Origin of the sequence: Carnobacterium sp. (assembly GCF_032094055.1) — a bacterium.
Lineage (GTDB): Bacteria > Bacillota > Bacilli > Lactobacillales > Carnobacteriaceae > Carnobacterium_A.
Map to the genome: position 1 here is coordinate 1 of NZ_DAMDAK010000036.1, position 1,831 is coordinate 1,831.

2 protein-coding genes are annotated in these 1,831 nt (G+C 39.6%); one reads left to right on the forward strand and one right to left on the reverse strand.

From position 1 onward, the window contains the following. Positions 1-89: 89 nt before the first annotated feature. The gene (locus RT405_RS07100; RefSeq protein WP_313468738.1) at positions 90-1,361 is read right to left on the reverse strand and encodes an NAD(P)/FAD-dependent oxidoreductase; all 1,272 of its coding nucleotides are present in this window, start codon (positions 1,359-1,361) and stop codon (positions 90-92) included. Positions 1,362-1,534: 173 nt separating this feature from the next. Here RT405_RS07100 and RT405_RS07105 point away from each other — a divergent pair. Beyond that, on the forward strand, positions 1,535-1,831 hold a 297-nt coding region (locus RT405_RS07105; RefSeq protein WP_313468740.1), incomplete at its 3' end, for a GRP family sugar transporter.

Below are 1,831 nucleotides of genomic sequence, written 5' to 3' on the forward strand. Positions count from 1 at the left end.
TTTAACCATAAAAAACTGACCTCCAAACATTAGATTTTTGGTCTAACATTCGGGGATCAGTATACTTTTGTCCTGCTTTTCTTATTTTCTTAGTGTGCTAAAGCTTGTTCAGCCGCGTGCATACCAGCAACGCGTCCTGTAATAAAAGCTCCAGTAATGTTGTAGCCGCCAGTATAACCGTTGTAATCGAGAATTTCTCCAGAAAAATACAACCCTTGCATAAATTTACTTTCCATTGTTTTTGGATTGACTTCTTTTGTGTTGATGCCTCCGCCGGTCACAAAAGCTTTTTCGATAGGTAAAGTACCAGTAGCTCTAAAACGAAAATCTTTTAAGAAATCAATTAGTCCTGTTTGCAATTCAGCAGAAACCTGTTTTAATGGAGAATTTTCGTCAATACCTAAGCGTGCCAAAGCAAATAAAAGATACCGCTCCGGTACTAGACCTTTTAAAGCATTTTTAACGCTTTTTTCACCTTCATTTTTGATTAAATACTGCAATTTTTGTGTCAGTTCGCCTTTAGACTGATCTGGTAAAGCATCTAACGTTAATGTAACAAAATCGGTTTTGTCTCGTTGCATCGTCTGATGGACAAACATGGAGCAGCGTAAAACAGCAGGGCCGGAAACACCAAAATGGGTAAAAATCATATCCATTTGATGAGTGATGACTTTTTTACCTTTTTTATTTAATACACTTAACGCAATGTCACGCAAAGAAAGACCTTGAAGGGTTTTATCTTGAATAAACGGTTCGTCTGACAAAACGGGAACTTCTGTAGGGTAAAGAGGCTTTAAACTATGTCCCGCTTTTTTTGCCCATTTATAACCATCGCCAGTCGAGCCGGTTCTCGGCATAGCTCGTCCGCCTGTTGAAAGAATAATACTCTTTGCTGTTAATTCGCGTTCATCTTGTAAGCGCAAACCGTGCACTTGATTGTCTTTAAATAATACGGTATCGACTGGAGCATCTGTGTAAATTGTAATAGCTAAACGATCCATAATAGCAATCAAAGCTTCTAAAACAGTTCTTGATTTATCCGTTGTTGGAAACATCCGTCCATGGTCTTCTTCTTTTAAAGCGACTCCATTCGAACGGAAAAAGTTCATAATATCGTAATTATCATATTGATGAAAAGCACTATAAAGGAAGCGCCCATTTCCCGGAATATGCGCAACGATTTCTTCTTTATCGCGGTTGTTCGTCACGTTGCACCGTCCGCCTCCAGTAACCAGCAATTTTCGACCAAGTGTTTTATTTTTTTCCACTACGGCAACTTTAGCCCCATTTTCAGCCGCTGAAATAGCCGCCATCATTCCGCTTGTGCCGCCGCCCACTACAATGACATCGTAATCTATCAAGTTTCTTCCTCTTTTCTATACTACTTCATTTATTTTCTTACTTTAGCATATATTGTTGGTCAGTTCCACGCTTCAAAGAAAAAAGCTGATGAAATCAGTTACATCTTGTAGTTCAATACTTAAGCCTGTTATGATAGACCTATTATAAAGTACAGAACATATAGGAGGAAATTATGGGGATTTTGATCGCATTGGTACCTGCCATTGCTTGGGGCAGCATTGGACTGGTCAGCGGAAAGCTAGGAGGCACTGCCCACCACCAAACGCTTGGAATGACGATAGGAGCGTTGTTTTTCGCTATTGGCGTTTATTTAGTATACCAACCAGCTCTTGATGCAAAACTAATAATAGTGGGACTCGTCTCCGGCTTTTTTTGGACACTAGGACAAAACAAACAATTTCAATCGATGAAATTAGCGGGTGTATCAAGCACTTTACCAGTCTCTACCGGCTTACAGTTAATCGCAAAT